This window comes from Vibrio sp. NC2, from assembly GCF_025195005.1.
In the GTDB taxonomy this organism is placed as follows: Bacteria; Pseudomonadota; Gammaproteobacteria; order Enterobacterales; family Vibrionaceae; genus Vibrio; species Vibrio splendidus.
Genome location: NZ_JANVFC010000007.1, coordinates 25,153 through 43,580, shown reverse-complemented (window position 1 = coordinate 43,580; position 18,428 = coordinate 25,153). Strand labels below are relative to the sequence as shown.

17 protein-coding genes are annotated in these 18,428 nt (G+C 44.9%); 5 read left to right on the top strand and 12 right to left on the bottom strand.

Features of this window, described 5'->3' with window-relative positions:
* Positions 1–15: 15 nt before the first annotated feature.
* The 6 genes from NX845_RS11440 to xsc all read right to left on the bottom strand — a co-directional run bounded on the left by NX845_RS11440 (position 16) and on the right by xsc (position 7,116).
* The gene (locus tag NX845_RS11440; protein WP_065681636.1) at positions 16–558 is read right to left on the bottom strand and encodes a TRAP transporter small permease; all 543 of its coding nucleotides are present in this window, start codon (positions 556–558) and stop codon (positions 16–18) included.
* 164 nt (positions 559–722) lie between these two features.
* Complete coding sequence (locus NX845_RS11435; RefSeq protein ID WP_065681635.1) at positions 723–1,724, bottom strand: TRAP transporter substrate-binding protein; 1,002 nt, start codon at positions 1,722–1,724, stop codon at positions 723–725.
* 117 nt (positions 1,725–1,841) lie between these two features.
* Positions 1,842–3,308: an FAD-binding oxidoreductase gene (locus tag NX845_RS11430; protein ID WP_065681634.1), complete on the bottom strand. Its 1,467-nt coding sequence runs from the start codon at positions 3,306–3,308 to the stop codon at positions 1,842–1,844.
* Positions 3,309–3,356: 48 nt separating this feature from the next.
* Positions 3,357–3,794 (bottom strand): nuclear transport factor 2 family protein, encoded by a 438-nt coding sequence (locus NX845_RS11425; RefSeq protein ID WP_016795929.1) that lies wholly within the window; start codon positions 3,792–3,794, stop codon positions 3,357–3,359.
* A gap of 264 nt (positions 3,795–4,058) precedes the next feature.
* Positions 4,059–4,874, bottom strand: coding sequence for an FRG domain-containing protein (locus NX845_RS11420; protein ID WP_065681633.1), 816 nt, complete (start codon positions 4,872–4,874; stop codon positions 4,059–4,061).
* Positions 4,875–5,304: 430 nt separating this feature from the next.
* Entirely contained in the window at positions 5,305–7,116 is a 1,812-nt protein-coding gene (gene xsc, locus NX845_RS11415; RefSeq protein WP_004731917.1) for a sulfoacetaldehyde acetyltransferase, read from the bottom strand.
* A gap of 262 nt (positions 7,117–7,378) precedes the next feature.
* Here xsc and NX845_RS11410 point away from each other — a divergent pair, with 262 nt between their 5' ends.
* Together NX845_RS11410 and NX845_RS11405 are read left to right on the top strand one after the other, a co-directional pair.
* Entirely contained in the window at positions 7,379–8,362 is a 984-nt protein-coding gene (locus NX845_RS11410) for an AAA family ATPase (protein ID WP_050546460.1), read from the top strand.
* Between the two features lie 3 nt (positions 8,363–8,365).
* Positions 8,366–10,084, top strand: a complete 1,719-nt coding sequence (locus NX845_RS11405) for a cobaltochelatase CobT-related protein (RefSeq protein WP_065681632.1) — start codon at positions 8,366–8,368, stop codon at positions 10,082–10,084.
* A gap of 84 nt (positions 10,085–10,168) precedes the next feature.
* Here the strand turns inward: NX845_RS11405 and NX845_RS11400 are convergent, their stop codons facing one another.
* Both NX845_RS11400 and pta read right to left on the bottom strand, forming a co-directional pair.
* Positions 10,169–10,933, bottom strand: a complete 765-nt coding sequence (locus NX845_RS11400) for a sulfite exporter TauE/SafE family protein (RefSeq protein ID WP_065681631.1) — start codon at positions 10,931–10,933, stop codon at positions 10,169–10,171.
* Positions 10,934–10,999: 66 nt separating this feature from the next.
* Positions 11,000–12,073: a phosphate acetyltransferase gene (gene pta / locus NX845_RS11395; RefSeq protein WP_065681630.1), complete on the bottom strand. Its 1,074-nt coding sequence runs from the start codon at positions 12,071–12,073 to the stop codon at positions 11,000–11,002.
* A 153-nt stretch (positions 12,074–12,226) separates the two neighbouring features.
* Here pta and NX845_RS11390 point away from each other — a divergent pair, with 153 nt between their 5' ends.
* Both NX845_RS11390 and NX845_RS11385 read left to right on the top strand, forming a co-directional pair.
* Positions 12,227–13,009, top strand: a complete 783-nt coding sequence (locus NX845_RS11390; RefSeq protein ID WP_054545780.1) for an IclR family transcriptional regulator — start codon at positions 12,227–12,229, stop codon at positions 13,007–13,009.
* Positions 13,010–13,191: 182 nt separating this feature from the next.
* On the top strand, positions 13,192–14,619 hold the full coding sequence (locus NX845_RS11385) for an NAD-dependent succinate-semialdehyde dehydrogenase (protein ID WP_260256837.1): 1,428 nt from the start codon (positions 13,192–13,194) through the stop codon (positions 14,617–14,619).
* Positions 14,620–14,773: 154 nt separating this feature from the next.
* Here NX845_RS11385 and NX845_RS11380 read toward each other — a convergent pair whose 3' ends face one another.
* The 3 genes from NX845_RS11380 to NX845_RS11370 form a co-directional block, all read right to left on the bottom strand.
* Positions 14,774–15,538, bottom strand: a complete 765-nt coding sequence (locus NX845_RS11380) for a hydratase (protein WP_260256835.1) — start codon at positions 15,536–15,538, stop codon at positions 14,774–14,776.
* A gap of 206 nt (positions 15,539–15,744) precedes the next feature.
* Complete coding sequence (locus tag NX845_RS11375) at positions 15,745–16,050, bottom strand: DUF3861 domain-containing protein (protein WP_102482081.1); 306 nt, start codon at positions 16,048–16,050, stop codon at positions 15,745–15,747.
* Positions 16,051–16,083: 33 nt separating this feature from the next.
* A complete protein-coding gene (locus NX845_RS11370) occupies positions 16,084–16,575 on the bottom strand; it encodes a DUF2798 domain-containing protein (protein ID WP_260256834.1) in 492 nt (163 codons plus the stop codon).
* A 97-nt stretch (positions 16,576–16,672) separates the two neighbouring features.
* Here NX845_RS11370 and NX845_RS11365 point away from each other — a divergent pair, with 97 nt between their 5' ends.
* On the top strand, positions 16,673–17,098 hold the full coding sequence (locus tag NX845_RS11365; protein WP_017060573.1) for a MarR family winged helix-turn-helix transcriptional regulator: 426 nt from the start codon (positions 16,673–16,675) through the stop codon (positions 17,096–17,098).
* Between the two features lie 146 nt (positions 17,099–17,244).
* On the opposite strand, the gene NX845_RS11360 is transcribed toward NX845_RS11365, so the two are convergent.
* Positions 17,245–18,306 (bottom strand): MBL fold metallo-hydrolase, encoded by a 1,062-nt coding sequence (locus tag NX845_RS11360; protein WP_260256832.1) that lies wholly within the window; start codon positions 18,304–18,306, stop codon positions 17,245–17,247.
* Positions 18,307–18,428: the final 122 nt, after the last annotated feature.

Sequence of the window (18,428 nt, the reverse complement as noted above, 5' to 3'; positions counted from 1 at the left end):
TATTCTCTGTGACGACTACTGTGATGACTTTTGTGCCGTCATTTTTCGCAGTTCTTTGACTTCTGGATCTTCGTTCTTAGCGCCTTTAAACAAACGCTCGTAGTTGTTCCAAATAATTCGAATCATCATCAACGAAAACGCGATAGGCAAAATCATATAGAAGTACTTCATTGGGATGCCTGTCGTTTGAGATTTCCAGAACAGGTTCATTTTGTTGAACACGAAATCGTAACTGAGATAGACAAAGTAACCGTTGAACAGCAACCATAAGAAGTCAGCGATGGTTTCACAGATGGTCTGAACAATCGGAGGGAAGAACTTGAAGTGAAAACTGACTCGGTTATGCGCCGACATTTTGGCCGCCACAACGGCGCCTAGATAGGCAAACCAAACGAACATGTAAGTCGCGACTTCATCACCCCAAGGTATGGAGTAATCAAAAAGCTGACGAGTAAGGATTTGTGTGAACAGTAATAAGACAAAGCTTGCTAGCAACAGACAACAGGTATATTCCTCGATGTTGTTAAGATGCTTTTTTATAGTTTTAGCGACTGACATATAACCTCCAATGTTGATTTCCACATGACAACCAGTCGCTCGCGGTACTGAGCAGATCAGGTACTAAACAGATCAACGAGTAAAGCCATGTAAATGCCCTATCTCACTGTTCTATCGCTAGGTGATTAAGTAGCGGAGAACAGCAGATAGGGCGTATCTAATCGTTACTTTCTACCTAGTAACTCAAGAACGTCGTCTAGCTTGTCTTTGCCACCAATGCTTGAATAGAACTTAGGCCAAACTGATTTCGTTACCTTGCTGATCCACTCTTTCTCATTGTCTGCTGGGTCTGTGAATACCATGCCTTTTGCTTGTAGCTCTTCACGGATCTTGTTTTCAGTATTCTCTAGATAAGCAAAGCTGTGTTCTGTTGCTTCCTGACCCGCTTCAAGAATGATCTTTTGCATCTCAGGTGTCTGTTGTTGGAAGACCGTTTCACTGACGATTAACGGCTCAAGTGAGAAGATGTAACGCAGGTTTGTTACGTACTTTTGTACTTCATTGAACTTCATCGCATGAACAGTGATGTATGGGTTGTCTTGACCATCAACCACACCTTGCTGCAGGCCAGTAAATGTCTCTGACCATGCCATTGGTGTTGGGTTTACACCCCATGCTTGGTACGAAGCAATCATAATTTCGTTACGAGGGACGCGGATCACTAACCCTTTTAGGTCTGCTGGCGAAGCGACTGATTTTTTAGAGTTAGTCAGAACCCTAAAACCAGAATAAGCCCAACCTACGATGCGAACACCTGCATCACGAATCGTGTTATCGACAAGGTCTTGACCTACTTGGCCTTGAGTTAATAGCACCGCTTCTTCTGCACTTTGAATGACGTAAGGCATGGTCAATAGACCAACCGTTGGAGAGAAAGGCGTCACGTTGTTGATCGCCAATACAGAGAAGTCGAGAAGGCCGATTGCCGCGTCGTTGACGGTGTCTTGCTCATTGCCCAATTGACCATTCGGGAACAGGTCAATTTTGACTTTACCGTCTGTTTTTTGCTCCATCAATTCAGAAAATGATGTCGCTAATTCCCATTGAGTACCACCAGCAGCATCGCCGATAGCCATTTTAAAATTTGCTGCTGCCGCGGTATGAGATAACATCGCTGTTGCTACAATTGTGACGCCAGCAATAATTTTATTTTTAATAAATTTCATAGTCTTAACCTTTCATATCATACAGACTTCCTGCCTGTACTTTGCTCACAAGGTGACCTGGTACAACTTTCCTGGTCGTAGTTCTATTTCCCTATTTTGGAAACAATGTTCGAGTAGTTAAAGCACTTCATCCTTTAACGAATACCACTGATAAAGGAACTGTTGCCCTACTCTTCGAAATGGTGCAAACATCTCAGATTCCACCACTTCCCTCACGTTGGGGAACGGAAGTTTTGATTCAAATATTGGCAAGTCAAGCTTATGACCTTCACCTGCGATCCACTGGGCAAGGCGCTTGCCTGCTTGAGCGGAGTACATCACACCATTGCCGCCATACCCTAGTGCGTAGAATATGGATTGCTTTGGATTCGGCTGATAGATTCTTGGCATCATGTCGTGGCTAACATCTACCCACCCCCACCATGAATAATCGATTTTGATCTGATCGAGAGAAGGGAATTTTCGGGTTAAATCCGCTCTCAACATGTCTTCGTATTTCTTTTCAGGTGCATTCTTGCCACTGATGGCACTGCGTGTACCGATCTGCACTCGGTTATCGGGTAACAAACGGTAGTAATGACGCAAAATTCTGGTGTCAGTAATCACCTGATTGGTTTTGAAGTTACACGCGGCAATTTCGTCTTGAGTTAACGGACGTGTCACCATCGAGTTAGAAAGTACAGGTAATAGGCGATTCTTAAGCTCTGAATGCAAACCTTGGCTTGTGTAACCACCGGTACAAACACCAACAGAGCGAGCCTTAACCACACCACCTGGTGTTTTTAGGTAATGCACACCATTACGTGTTTCCCAACCCATCACAGGGCTTGCGGGGTGAACTTTTACGCCGAGTGCTCTCGCCTTTCTTAGATAACCAAACGCCAGTTTCCCTGCATGGATGCCAATACCTTCTGGCTCATGCATTGCGCCTGCCGCTTCTTGGTCACCAACGTAATCACGCTTTACGGTTTCCGCATCTAAGATCTGCGCGTCGTAATCGAAGGTGTCACGCAGCAACTTGGCTTCTTTTTCAAGTGTTGCCATCACTTTGGGACGATGGGCAACGTATAAGTGGCCGCCCGGCTGCGGGTCACAATCAATGTCTTTGATTAGAGACTTAAACGTGTTCATGCCATCGATGCATTCGCGGTGCATTTTTAGCGCGGTTTCTAGTCCCCAGCGTTCAATCCACTGAGAACGCTTCAAACGTCCTGACGCACACTGAGCCTGACCACCATTTCGGGTACTGCAGCCCCAACTCATACGGTTAGCTTCAATCACAATCGCTTTAATACCGTACATTTCAGCAAGGTGTATCGCGGTACTTAGGCCTGTGTAGCCTGAACCGATTATCGCCACATCGACATCCATATCCGATGTAATTGGGCCATCATCTTCAGGTGGTGCACCTGCGGTATCTACCCAATAAGTCGGGGCGTATTCCTTACCGTGACCTGGGCTCTTGTCTTTAAGTGGATCGTATTTTGGATCGTATTTATCTTGTGCTTGGGTGCTTTCTTTTGCTTGGGTGCTTTTCACCTTTGGCGGCACATCGGCTGCCGGTTGTTCCATTACTAAACTCATAATTCGACTCTCCTAGTCATAACACGTGAACGGGTTGCGATTTCGTGTCTAGCTCTTGGGAGTATTGCTGGGAGTCAAAAGAGGTCGTGTTTTACGGAAGGCATTTTTTACGCTGATTTTTCCATCTTTCAGGGTAAACACATCAACCATACGAGCTTCGATGACAGTGCCATCAGGGTTAGTCGCAGAGAACGTTGATTCGCTTACCGCGCGGTCGCCACACACAAAGTGGACAGGGTCGCTCCAGGCTGCATCTGGAAAGTTCTGCCAAACCAATTCAAAGCTATTGCGAACGGCTTCGTACCCTTCGATAGTGTTGCCAAGTTCGCCTTCTCCTGCCACGGTGTGGAAGACACAGTCTTCGGTCATAAACGACATTAGCGCTTCAATATCATGGTTATTCCATGCATCACTAAAAGACTGTAAAAAGGCGGTGTCGACTTGGTTTTCCAGCACGAATGTCGTTGCATTGGTTTGCATATTCATATTCCAGAATCCTTTATGTTTTCGTTATTGGTTTAAATTTCAGTAGCTTTGCGCCACTTTTTTATTAGAGTGTTTAAACTAGATCTGTGAAAATTTAACAATTTGATAACAAGATTCGCCACTCTAACTTCGAGTTACTTTATAAACAATCTTTAAGCTCACAGATTTCATCTTTTTATAAATTAATTGGTGTTCTAATTTTATTTATCTCGTAATCACTAGATTTATATGAGCTCTAAATAAAATCAGTAGAAATATTAGACTTTAGTCGAAGTCAAAATCTTGATGGTACTTTCGGCCATACTGCTCAAGCTGGCGATCATGAGTATTAACTTGTAATTCGATATTACCCTCACCTTTATTAATTGCTTGATTGTTATCTACATGGGCTTCATTTTTCAAATCAGCCAGTTTCTCTTCAATATATTCTGTCGGTTCATTTAAAACATTCATGGAGGTTAATTCCTTTATCAGGTTTACTTTCGCTGATGGAAGAATATGAACGGACACTAGACCGTTTGAATATTCTTTCTCATCGTACAAAGGCTGAATGGCATCATTGCCACCTTCCTTAAATGGGTGAATGGAATACCACTTATCCTTTCGTTGCTCTTGCTGATCACAATCAGCCACATTGAATATCTGAGTTCTATTCAGGTCACATGGTGAGTTAAAAACACTAACCTTATGATAATCAATGGCTTTAATAATATTGATACAGTCTTTGCTTTGGCTATGACACACAGACCACAACGCATTGACCAGGTTATCTGTCCACTCAAGTAAACGGGTTGGAAACCCCTGTTTCTTGGCTAAACACATCAATAACCAATCGTTTATCTCGTGTGCACTCAACGAATGCCCGCCATAAACTCTCACGGTCGAAAGAAGCTCTTGTTCGACACGGCGAATATTCTTTCGATTTGAGCGACCTAAGCTTGGCATCAGGTTATTATTCTCATAGTCACACACGTTATAAATCAAACCACGATGCCCACTACACTCTGTAATAAGTGAATCGATTATTTTATACAGCTCTTCGAGTGAGCTTATATAATGTTTATTTTTCACAACATGCATACTACGATTCACTTAATTTAAATCCGGTAAAATCCAAATATCAACAACCCTATCAATCGATGATAAAAATCAACCAATAATAACGATTGACCAATAGTCAACGAGTGTCGTTATTTTATTTTCTTCTAAAATGATAATAAGTATATATATTCATAAACAAGTATCAGCATTAGAACCATTCACTAAGTAGCTATGAGTTAATGGTCGATTAATAATAACGAGTAACAAAGTTTATATAGCTATAACCACTTATTTTCCTAATGAACATTTAATTAGTGTTCTAATGTTTAACTGGAAATTATTGAACTAAGCGTTTACGTTCTTCACCTAAGTCCTTTGCCAATACCCGTTGGTATTGCCCGACCACATTCTCGATAGCACTTTCTCTAACACTCTCGAGATTTCTGTGGCCGGACAAACTTCCTATGACTTATACGTAATCTTTGTATTTATCTAGGAAACGAACCGGTGTTGATAGTGCATCTCGGCGGAACGGGTCGCCCAACTCCTGAGTACACATGATTTCAATGATGGTTGTTTTGCCTTCGTTCATCTGCATGTCGATGGCTTTTTGCAAGGTTGGACCTACATCTTCAAGCTTATCAACCGTGATACCTTCAGCACCCATTGCTCGTGCAATCTCTGCAAAGCTTTGGTTTTCAAGTTCACCGGCAACAAAGCGTCGGTTGTAGAAGTCGACTTGGTTCTTCTTCTCTGCACCCCATTGACGGTTGTGGAATACCACGGCTGTCACTGGAATGTTATGGCGAACACATGTCATGGTTTCCATCAGGCTCATGCCCCACGCACCGTCGCCTGCATATGAAATAGCGGGACGATGAGGTGCCGCTGCTTTCGCACCAATGATGGTCGGGAATGCGTAACCACAGTTACCGAAACTCATTGCAGCAAAGAAGCTACGTGGTTTCTCAAAGCGTAAATAGCTGTTTGCCACTGAGTTGATGTTACCGATATCCGTCGAGACCATTACGTCTTCAGGCATCGCTTTTTCTAGTTCACGCAATACTTGACGTGGGTGTAGATATTCGCCACCAGAGAACGGAGTCTCGTGTGAGTTTTCCTCAATCATATCTAAGCTGAACGAGTCACGTTCGTGTGTCCACTCATCAAGCTCTTTTTCCCAAAGTGCTTTCTCTGTAGCGACGGTATCTTGGCGAGCGCCTTTGTTGTCATCACACAACAGTGCGCGGCCTTCCAATCTTTCAGATAGAGCAACCGCTGCTGCTTTTGCATCACCACAGATACCAACCGAAATCTTCTTAACCAGACCAAGCATCTTGTTGTCTGCATCAATCTGAATGATTTTCGCGTTCTTCGGCCAGTAGTCCATGCCATGTTGAGGCAAGGTACCAAATGGACCAAGACGTGTACCCAAAGCGATAACCACATCCGCTTGAGCCATCAATTTCATTGCTGCTTTCGAACCTTGGTAGCCTAAAGGACCACACCATAATGGGTGACTAGCAGGGAAAGAGTCATTGTGTAGGTAGCTGTTCACAACAGGAGCACCCAGTCTTTCTGCTAATGCCGCACACTCTTGAACTGCATCTGCCATGACCACGCCGCCACCAGAAATGATGACTGGGAACTTCGCTTCAGCTATCAAGTCTGCCGCTTCATTTAGAGATTTTTCACCACCTGGACCACGGTCTAAGCGCGCGGGTTTAGGGATCTCGGTTTGTGTTTCACCGTAGAAATAGTCACGTGGAATATTCAGTTGAGTTGGACCCATTTCACTCATCGCACGGTCGAAGCATCGGCCTGTGTATTCCGCCATACGATCTGGGTGCGTTACGTGTCCTTGATACTTAGTGAACTCTTGGAACATTGGAAGCTGGTTACATTCTTGGAAACCACCTAAGCCCATTGTTTTAGTGCCTGTCTCTGGCGTCACAATTACGACCGGGCTATGTGCCCAGAACGCAGCTGCAATTGCTGTTACACAGTTACTGATACCCGGGCCATTTTGCCCGATGACTACACCGTGGCGACCCGATACACGAGAGTAACCATCTGCCATGTGGGCAGCGCCTTGCTCGTGTACTACTGGGACCAATCGAATGCCAGCAGGAGCAAAGATATCCATTGCGTCCATAAATGCCGACCCCATGATGCCGAACATATCGGTAACATCATTAGCAACCATAGTTTCAACGAACGCTTCTGATGGTGTCATTGTTACTGTGCCGGAAACAACCGTACGTTTTTCTTGCTCGCTCATTCTTCCATTCTCCTTGAGTTAACCAAAATTTCATTTTTCGGAATGAATTGTCTCTTTTTCGAATTCATTTTCACCTTAGTAGTAGAATTTTTGCGCGTCAACTTTTTATATTAAATTGGAACAATTCATTCTAATTAATAAAACTGGATCACATTATTGGTAGTTTTTCGTACAAAAGGTGCCGTTAACTTAACCGGAGCTGTTAATAATCGATGACATATCGCGATAGCAGCGACAAGTGATGAGCTATATAAAGGGAAATATGATGAAAGAGGCGGAATTGGTACCAACGCAACCGGTAAGTGTGAAAGAACGCTTTGGCATAGACAGCAACCTAACGGTGATGGCATTTGAACATCCAGGTGAATATGTGCCGAAAGTCGACCCAAATTACTGTTTTGATCCTGAAGTGACGCTGGCTATATTGGCAGGGTTCACCTCCAATCGTCGCACGCTGATTCAAGGCACACACGGAACGGGCAAGTCATCTCACATTGAACAAATCGCCGCGAGATTGAACTGGCCATGCTTGAGGATCAACCTAGACGGACACTTAAGTCGCTTGGATTTCATTGGTAAAGACAGCATCGTCATTAAAGACGGAATGCAGGTGACTGAGTTTCAAGAAGGTATTCTTCCGCAAAGCATTCAACAACCCATCGCACTGGTATTAGATGAGTACGACGCTGGTCGCCCTGACGTGATGTTTGTGATTCAGCAGTTATTAGAGCAAGACGGAAAGTACACCTCTTTAGAGCAAAACCGAGTGATCACACCTCACCCTTCTTTCCGCCTGTTTGCTACCTGCAACACGCTTGGCTTGGGTAACTTTTCAGGTTTGTATTCGGGTACTCAAGTGCTTAACCACAGTCAGTTAGATAGATGGAACATCATCGCCACGCTCAACTATTTAGACCCACAACATGAAACCAAAATCGTGTTATCTAAGCTTCCAGAGCTGAATAATGAAAGTGGCCGACAACTGGTCGAGAAAATGATCGCAACCGCAGGATTAACGCGTAACGGGTTTCGGGCTGGCGACCTTTCGACTGTGATGTCTCCGCGAACAGTGCTCACTTGGGCTGAAAACATCCAAATATTCGACGATGTAGCGACGGCATTTAGGTTGTCATTCTTGAATCGCTGTGAAGACGAAGAGAAAGAACTGGTTAGCGAATACTATTTCCGTTGCTTTGGTGAAGCCTTGGAAACGCATACTCAAAACTATTCGCACTCGGAGTCGTAAACCATGGCCAATGTTTCTTCTCAGCAGAAAAAGATCCTCGATATTGGTGTGTCTGTCGCCAGAGCAATCAGTGGCGAACTCAATCTGAACTATCGAGGAGAACGTCTTTATAAAGGTAATAGACCCTGTTATTACCAGTCCGCACATACTAACGATCTCACCTTTGTGTCTCGCCACGAGCTAAAAAACAGCAAGCTATCGATGCAGGGCAAGATCGATTCATCGGCACTGCGATTATTGCTTTCAGACGCTGACCTCCACTATTCACTACGCCCTCAAAACGAAATAGAACGTCTACTTTACGACTTCTGCGAACAGGTCCGAATTGAATCTCAAGTCCCGCCTTATCTAAAAGGCGTGACCACCAGCATCCAATTCAACTTTGCGTATTGGAGCGGCCAATATCATCAAAATGGCTTTACCGAATCACGAATAGGCATGTTGCTGTTTACACTGATGCAAGTCATCCACACACGCTTAACTGGCGTTCCGGTGTCTGAACCCATTGCTGAAACCATCGAGTCGACTCGCGCCGGCATCGTGCCTACTTTTGGGCATAGCCTGAAGCGCTTAAAACAACATAGAACCGACCAACAACAGTTTGCACACTGCGCCAACGAGTTGGCAGCCCTTGCACAAGAGCTCATCGACCAAGAGCAAGAGAGCGATAGCTCGGCTACGCCAACCGTTGAAGAAGACATAAAAATCCTTGCGCAGCTTGCCCTTATCGTTGATGGAGACATTCAAGATCAAGACGTCGATACTGACATCACGGGCAGTAGCAAGGTCTTCGAGTTGTCGGGCGCGAATTATCAGGTCTTTAATTCAGAATTTGATCAAGTCATCGCCGCAGACAAACTCGTCAGGCGCGCCCTATTACTCGAACTGAGACAAAAGCTCACCGATGACATCATGGCGAGACAAGTAAACACTCGCCGTTTAGCCGCTATGCTCACCAGCTTTGTCGCCACGCCACAAAGGAACCGACGTCAGGACCATTTAGAAGAAGGCATTGTTAACGCCACTACCATAACCAAGCTCATCACTTCGCCATTAGATCGCACTGTCTTTTATCAACCTGACATCGGCGCATCTCATCAATGTGCCATCACGTTTTTGATGGATTGTTCAGGTTCTATGCAAAAGCACAGTCACAAGTTAAGTTTGTTGATGGATACGATTCTCAAATCCGTTGGATTGGCTGATATCCCATTTGAGATCATTGGCTTCACTACCAACAACTGGAACGGTGGCAAGGTCTATCGACAGTGGCTTAAACAAGGCCAACCAAAGCACCCAGGCCGCTTGAACGAAGTTCGGCACATCGTGTTTAAGGGTTTTGATACGCATTGGAGACGATCTCGCCTTGGCATTGCGAGTCTTCGTAAAGCAGACGTCTTTAAAGAAGGGATTGATGGCGAAGCGGTGCAGTTCGCTAGCCAGCGGTTGCAACAGCACACTGCTCAACGAAAGGTTTTGATCGTGTTCTCAGACGGCTGTCCAATGGATACCGCCACCAGCACCGCCAACGATCAGTTCTATTTGGATAACCACCTCAAACAAGTGATTGAACGTGAGTCGATCAAAAACGGAATTGAGATTCATGGCGTGGGGATGGGAGTAGATTTGAGCCCATATTACCGCAACAACATTACCTTGGACGTACAAGAGAGCTGCTTGTTCGGGCTATGTAGGAACATCTTTGAGATGCTAAAGCGCTGACGTGTCAGTGAGGAGGGTGTCATCAAGCATTAAACGAGAATCAAGCCCTCCTCCTTCAAAGATAATTTTGATAAAGAAAACGTTCTAAGCCAAAAACAACGACCATACAGAGACCCCCATCAAGTACCCACCAATCAACATCAACACAATAAACACTAACTTTCTGAGTTGATCATTAGACAACGGCGGTGGGAAACGTCGAGCAAACATCGTGACAAGCGCTACCAAGGGAACAGCAATAGCAGATAACCACAGTATGCTCTGTTCCATGTCGCCTGCAGCGTAGACATTGACAGTACGCGACATCGACGTACAAGCGAAAACCATCAGCAGTGTGCTTCGCACCAGATCGAGCGTAAAAGGCTGCCGATAAAGATGATAAACAATCGGTGGACCTGCCATCCCAAACAACCCACCCGCTAACCCAGAGCTAAAGCCTGAGACAAGGAAAGATACGGTTGTCGAGCGATCCTTTCTGGTTTTGGGTTTGAACATAAAACTCAAACCTGCGAATAGCACCATCGCACCCAATAGTCCTCGAAGAATATGCGTTGCCGAATCGCTTAACTCGTCCAGCAAGTACACCCCCATCGAAACGCCGGGAATAATACCGATGACCAACACCACCAGAATCTTGAGTTCCCCAAGCAGTGGCTTACCCATCAATGCGACCAAGCAATTGAACAAGGTCACAATACTGACCACAGCGGCTATAACGGGTAAGGAAACCAGATTGAGGCTAACCGTTAAACCAATCACGATGATACCGAGGCCAAATCCAGTGACAGTTTGAAAATAGGTACCTACCGCAATAGTGGTAAGAATGGCGAGTAAAACAGGTAACTCCATTAGCTATCCTAATTAGGTTGTTTGGGGGTTGATTTAAATGTGAGTATCAGCTTCAGGAGCTAGATTTTAGTATCTAAAATCAAATGTCGATTCATCTCTTTTTTCAGAATCAGCCGCCACGTCAGTCTTTGAATTTGCTGTTTTTCCTTGCTGCGCTTGTACCGCGGTCACCGCGATCACATTAAAGATGTCTTGTGCGTTACACCCTCTTGATAAGTCATTCGCAGGTTGATTCAACCCTTGTAACAGTGGACCAATCGCAACTGCCCCGCCTAATCTTTCCGCAAGCTTATAACCAATATTACCGGCTTCTAAATTGGGGAATATCAACACGTTCGATTGACCTTTCACCTCTGAATCTGGCAGCTTCTTCGCGGCAATCTCAGTGACAATCGCGGCATCGAGTTGAACATCCTGATCGACGGCGATTCCGGGACAACGCTGTTTCACGAGTTGAGCCGCGTTACGAACCTTATCGACCGATTCATGCTTAGCACTGCCGTTGGTAGAAAAAGAAAGCATCGCCACCTTAGGTTGCTCCATCAGTAACGTTTGGGCACTTTTCGATGCGGCAACCGCAATGGATGCTAATTCCGCTTCATTGGGATCAATCACCAAACCGCAATCGCTAAAAATCAACCCACCCTTTAGATTATGGAAAGGCTCACACAGCATCATCAAAAAGAAACTGGACACCAGTTCGCTGTCTGGTGCTGGCCCGATGATTTGTAGCGCGGCCCGCACAACATCTGACGTTGTGTAAACTGCGCCATTAACTGTGCCATCGACCAGCCCCTCTCTGACCATCAAATTGGCAAAAACGAGTGGGTCTAGAACCAACTCTAACGCGTCATCGTAAGTCATACCTTTCGCTTTTCTTAGCGTATACAACCGCTCAGCGAGCACTTCTTTGAGTGATGACGCCTGTGGGGAAACAATATGAATGCCTACAAGATCAATGTGATGTAATTCTGCAGCAGCGATGATCGCTGGTTCATCCCCTACTAGGGTGATGTGAGCGAGCTGTTTGTCTATCGCCATTCTTGCGGCTGCTAGTACTCGCGGGTCCTCAGCTTCACTCAAAACCACTCGCTTACGATCTAAGTGAGCCTTATCAATAATCCGTTCAATCGCCTTCATCTTAAATTCCATTTATTGAGATCAATTGTTCCATAATTTATATTTATATTATTGGAATAATAAAAAAGGTCAAATTTTATTCAGATAATTGAAGAATAATGATTTGGTATGTACACTCTTAGGCATAGACATATCGCAAGGATGGATCATTATATGCAAACAGAAACACCACCAGTTCAAGGGGATACACCGACTCTCCGACTTTTTGCACTATTAGAGGTGATAGCGCAAAAAGACGAGTTTATTTCTCTTCAAGGATTAGTCGAAGAAACTGGACTGCCAAAACCTACGCTGCACCGAATGCTTCAGCAGTTAGAAGCAGCAGGCATCATTCAAAGAGACGGCGATGAGAAGCACTACAGCTCAGGTATTCGACTCAGAAAGCTTGCCGAAAACCTACTGTTGAATAGCACCATGCACAGCGCTCGACGCACTATCCTTGAAAACCTGAGAGCAGAAGTCGGCGAAAGCTGTAACCTAACGGCGCTATCAAGTGGCGAGATCATCTATCTTGATCGTGCAGAAACTGAAGCCCCCCTTCGTTTTCACCTACACCCAGGCTCTCGCGTCCCAGTGCATTGTTCAGCAAGCGGGAAATTGTTTTTAGCGCACATGTCTAAGTCACAGCGTCGAAGACTGATTGAAAACGTGCCATTAACTCAATACACCTTAAATACCATTACCGACTATTCGACATTAGAGAAAGACATCGAAGAAGCGAAAATCCAAGGTTTTGCAATTGATGACGAAGAGTTTTTGCCGGGATTAGTCTGTATCGCCGTGCTGATTCCGTCATCTACGGGTCAATCAAACCTCGGCCTCGCAATACAAGCACCTGTCATTCGATTAAGACCAGATGAAGCGATTAAATTCTTACCAGCGCTTCAAAAAGCGGCAAAAGCGCTCGCAAAAATAGAATCTGATAATTGGGGTTAGTTTTGATAATTTCAGCTTAACTGTAGGATCTGGCTTTAAGTACATATTGAAGCCTGTTGCCCCGTTGTCACTGTATTCGGCTAAACGGTATTCGGCCAAACGATGTTTGGTCGAAATCATTTTAACGCCCGCATTTATCATAAACAGCAACATACTTAAGTAATCACGACAAAGGAAACACGATGCTAAACATTAACAACAAGCACTTACTCTCTTTTATGGTGACAGAACCAACAAACGCTGTTTCGGTAACAAACCCGGCAACTGGGGAACTCGTAGGGCACGCACCTATTTTATCTGAGTCTGAATTAACAAGTGCTATCGAACGCGCTCACATAGCACAAAAAGAGTGGGCTCAAGTACCTGCTAAATCTCGCGCCGCATTACTTCATCGCTGGCATCAGCTGATCCTCGAAAACAAAGATGATCTTGCTCGGCTAATGACGATTGAACAAGGCAAACCGTTAGCCGAAGCAAAGGGCGAGATCGTTTATGGTGCGAGTTTTATAGAGTGGTTCGCCGAAGAAGCGAAGCGAACCTATGGCGATTCAATCCCGAGTACAGTCGCGGGCAAACGCTTAGTTACGATCAAGCAACCTATTGGAGTGGCTTGTGCCATTACCCCATGGAACTTTCCAACGGCGATGATCACGCGTAAAGCCGCACCTGCCTTAGCCGCGGGTTGTAGCTTTGTCGTGAAGCCGTCAGATGAAACACCGCTTTCTGCGTTTGCCGTGGTTGAGCTCGCTTATCAAGCCGGCATCCCCAAGGACCTACTTCAAGTCGTACTCGGTGAAAGCCCTGAGCAAGTTGGCACCCTATTCACTTCTCATCCACTGATCAAAAAAATCTCTTTCACAGGCTCGACTCGAGTGGGCAGTATCTTGATGGCTCAAGCCGCACAAGGCATCAAGCGCACCTCAATGGAGCTCGGTGGCAACGCACCTTTTATTGTGTTTGACGATGCCGATATCGACGCGGCCGTTCAAGGCGCAATGGCATCGAAATTCCGTAATGCGGGACAAACATGTGTCTGTGCAAACCGTTTCTATGTTCACAGTAAAGTACACGATGAGTTTGTGGCTAAGTTCGACCAAGCAGTACAGCTGCTTAAAATTGGAAACGGTTTGGACGAAGGCGTAACGGTTGGCCCTGTTATCAATGAAGGTGCTAAGCAAAACATCCAAGGATTGATAAACCGAGCTATTGAACAAGGTGCTAAACCTGTGACGCCACTTCAACAACTTGATGGACTCTTCCTTCAGTCCGTTGTTCTTAAAGATGTAAAACACAGCATGGACATCGTTCAACAAGAGATTTTTGGCCCAGTCGCACCCGTGATGCAATTCGATACCGACGAAGAGCTCATCGAGATGGCCAACGATACAATTTACGGTTTAGCATCATACTTCTATAGCCAGAATATCCACCGTGTATGGAAAATCGCAGAAGCGCTTGAGTACGGAATGGTCGGCATCAATGATGGATTGATCTCTACCGAAGTCGCCCCTTTCGGTGGTGTTAAGCAATCAGGTATTGGCCGTGAAGGCGCAAAAGAAGGCATCGATGAATACATGGATATTAAGTATCTGTGTTTTGGTAGTAACTAGGTTTTAGAAGTAGTTAAATTTCGCATTCACTCGTTTTAATGGTAACGAGCACTAAAATAAGAGTCGTATTAGACTCTTATTGCTCCAGAAAGTAGAAAAGGCTATTTACTCATCAGTAAACAGCCTTCGATAACAGATAGTGCGCCGCTAGAAGTTAGCGTTTCTGCTTGAACGTCACTTGGTATTCGCCAATGCCTTCGTAGTGGAAGGTCGTTGGCTTATCGAAGCCCACCTCCACGATACCGCAGTATGAGCCCGTGATGATTGCTTCACCTGCTTGGAAATCTACGCCACGACGAGTCATGTAGTTAATCAGCCAGTAGATTGGGCTTGGCGGTAATGTATTTGGGTGCTTACCTGCGAATGCTTGAACTTGTTCGCCTTGGGTCACTTCAATGTTGATCTCAGCAGAAGTGAACGCTTTTTCGCGGTCAATCTCAGGGCCAATGAACAGACCTTGGTTTACTAGGCCATCAGCAAGCTTTTCGTAGAACTCAGCGCCGCTGTCATCCGCAAAACGAGATTGCATTAACTCAAGTGCCATATGGCAAGAGCCAATCGCTTCGTTGATTTGCTCTTCGCTGTAACCTTCTTGGCTTGCAGGCAAGCTCTTAGCAAGCGTAAATGCAATTTCAGGCTCAACACGTACTACTTCGTTGTCAGCAAACAGTTCGCAAACCTCGCCTTGTTGAACGCTGCCCGAGAAGATTGGCGCAACAATGAACTTGTCTTCAGCCAAAGGAAGCAAACACTTCCAACCACCGACCTTGTCGCTCTTGAGATCGATCATTGATGATTGGATCTTTAGCGCATCTTCCAAGTTATTCGGACGGTACTGTTCGTCCAATCTTGGTGCTTTGGTTCCCGCAACGCGGCGACTTAGCAGTTCTTCAGCTGCTTGCCTAAATACATTTGTCATATAATACCACCTTTAGTTTTATGACCAGTATAATATCGGATTTCTTGAAGCTTGAATAGACAATTAAACAACGGTGCAACACCGAAAATTTAGTCCTCAATTTTCGCATATTCTAGACGCAAACAACTGAAACTATTTTGATTTAAATGTAAAAAAAGCCAGTAAGTTGGTTGCTGGCTTTTCGATGTATTACTGATGATTAGGCTTTACTGCCCTTTCAACGTCTTCTTCAGATTCTGCATGAAGTTTCTGAAGTGAGGCATGAAATCAACAAACAGAGGGTGCTTTCTATCTTGCATCATCATTGGGCCAAGTAAGCGGATGCTCACCCCGAGTCGCGCTGCAGATTGCTCGTCTAAGCCGCTGTCTTGTTTGATCTTCTCAACAATCGCGAACATGTTTTCTCTGTCTTCAATTTCAAACTGCATGGTTTGCAGTTCACGATCTTCTTTGATGTTCACTTCTTCAATAGTAATACGGTAGTTATTGTGTTTGCCTGTGAATGCTTTCACGTGGATCTCCTACAATGCTGTGAAATGTTTTGGCTAGCTCTTCATGAATCGTTCTAGCTTAGGTTTAACCGTCATCGACATTACGACCATGATCGTAAGGCCAACAGGAAGCGCGGCAATAAATCCATTAAACCATCCACTGGTAAACGCCGATGTATCCGAAAATCCAATATTATTTACCGCTGTTACAAATGCCATGATGGACTCCATGATAAAAGCCATAATCAATCCCACGATTAGGTTGCGAGCTTTCTCGCCGTAATTGGGTAATACCTTGGCGACCAACTTAGTAACCAAAGTCATCATTGCCACACCCATTGGCATCATAATTACGACAACTAGGGCTAACGAAGAGAGCCAGTTGCCGATGAATGCCTCACCGAATCCGACATTCATGTAAGTCATCACGGCCGTTAAACTGCCGCCAATCGTCAGCATTAAGCTCATCATGACCAAAATTTTGTATAAAACCGGTGTGCCTTTTTGCTCAGGAAGAGTTGGCGTTAGTGCTGCTTGAATCGTCATATCTATTTCCTGTCTTGAATTTACGAACAATTAAGTTGATAATGTCAACTATAAATAAAGCAGTTGACATTGTCAACTACATTTCTAAGGATCGTTTATGTCTGATAACACATCGCTAGAATCTATCTTTCGTTTAGTGCACTCTTTGAAACGTCAAATGAGCGAGCAGATTGAGAGCTTGGACTCAGAGATCGCACCAATGAACATTCGTGTCATGAAGATCATTACCAAGAAGTCTCCATGTACCGCTATCGATATCGCACACTTCCTAGATCGTGATAAAGCACAGGTCACTCGGCTCATTAATGCCTTGATCAATCAGGAACTTGTGAAGAAGTCTCCGAACCCGGAAGACAAGCGCAGCCAGTTATTGGTTCTGACTGATAAGGGTCAAGAGATCATGAGTAAGGTCTCGGATATCGATCGAGACATGCTGAAGAGAATGACCAAAGGCATGGCCGAAGACGAGTTAGAACAATTCAGAAAAATTGCGAAGAAAATGGCGCAGAACTTAGAAAGCTGATCTTCAAAATAAAACGAAAAAACGCCACCGAATCGAATGATCGGTGGCGTTTTTTGTATCAACTGGCTTTATATAGATTAGCAGCATGACTACTTCTCACTTAGAAGAGAGTGTTAATTAGATGCCCGTTCTAATTAGTTACAGCTCTAATTCAATGCCAGTTTCCACCAGGCTTGAACAGGTCCAGGCTCTGAGATCACCAAACGTTCACCCATCACAGGGCTTACCATTTGCACATCTCGCTCTTTGCTAATCGCCAGAGCTTGTTCCATTGGATCTTGCCAATCGTGCATAGAAAGGTCGAAGGTACTGTTGTGGATTGGCATCATCACCTTACCTTGCAGGTCAATGTGGGCCTGAACGCTCTGCTCTGGGAACATATGAATATCCGCCCAAAGAGAGTTATACGCGCCCGTTTCAACCATGGTTAAATCAAACGGCCCGAAGCGGTCGCCAATCTCTTTAAAGCCGCTGAAGTAACCGGAGTCACCGCTAAAGAAGACTTTTTTGTCGGAAGCGTTAATAACCCAGCTACCCCACAGTGTTTGGTCACGATCAAGTAAGCCACGCCCAGAGAAATGCTGTGTCGGCGTTAACGTGAACTCAATGTCTGAGGCCGTTGCCGATTCCCACCAGTTCAATTCGATGATCTTCTCTTTATCCACGCCCCACTTTTCCAACAGTGCGCCCACTCTTAGTGGCACTAGGAACGTACCCACTTTGTCGGCGAGCACCTTAACGGCGCCTTTATCTAAATGGTCGTAGTGATCGTGGCTGATCACCACCACATCAATATCGGGTAAGTCTTGCAGTGTGATTGGTGTCGGATGAAAACGCTTTGGTCCCATCCATTGCACCGGTGATGCACGATCACTGAACACAGGGTCAGTCATCACTAGTTTCCCATCCAGTTTCATCATCACGCTTGAGTGACCTAAACGGTAAGCAACGTCGTCTTGTTCTTCGATCAATTGCTCAGCTGTCATTGGAATCAAAGGCAATGCAGCGCGCGGCACGGGCTCGTTTCTTTCCACAGTCACGTATGCTTTCAAGATTGAAAAAATATCAGACATACCCGATTTGTATTCCAACTCACTGTTAGCAAACTTCTTTGGAAGCTTATCTAGATTGTCGTTTGATTGTGAACCTGTGCTTACGATAGCGACCACGGCAAGTACTCCTAAAATCGGTAATAGATATTTTTTCATTGGTATCTTTTTAATCATTGAGTCTATCCCAACGAAAAAACTATACTGGTTAGTTTACATACCAAAATCAAAAAGTAAACCAATCAGTGTAATTCTTCATTTATCTAGACATGAGCATGCCA